Below are 328 nucleotides of genomic sequence, written 5' to 3'. Positions count from 1 at the left end.
AGCATGGACCCCAACTCCCCTTGCGTGACCTGCGAAAACGCTAACTACCCGGCCTTGGGACAAGGCCCACAAGCTCCGCTCCTACGGCGCGGCCCACCGCGAGGTCATGCCCTCCGTCGAGCACCGCTCCCACAAGGGGCTGAACAACCGGGCGGAGAACAGCCACCAGCCAACAAGGCAGCGCGAACGGGCGATGAAAGGCTTCCGCAGCGTCGGCGCAGCCCAGCGGTTCCTGTCCGCGTTCAGCGGCATCTCACCCCACTTCCGACCCCGACGGCACCTGATGACCGCCACCGAACACCGCACCGAGATGATCAACCGCTTCGCA

At 66.2% G+C, this 328-nt stretch carries 1 pseudogene; it reads left to right on the top strand.

The annotated features are described in order from the left end of the window. Positions 1 to 70: 70 nt before the first annotated feature. Positions 71 to 328: pseudogene (locus tag F3T56_RS45270) on the top strand (DDE-type integrase/transposase/recombinase); the annotation flags it as partial.

Origin of the sequence: Streptomyces tailanensis, assembly GCF_008386495.1 — a bacterium.
In the GTDB taxonomy this organism is placed as follows: domain Bacteria; phylum Actinomycetota; class Actinomycetes; order Streptomycetales; family Streptomycetaceae; genus Streptomyces; species Streptomyces tailanensis.
Note: the sequence above shows the minus strand (reverse complement) of the source record. Positions and strands in the feature narration are given on the sequence as shown.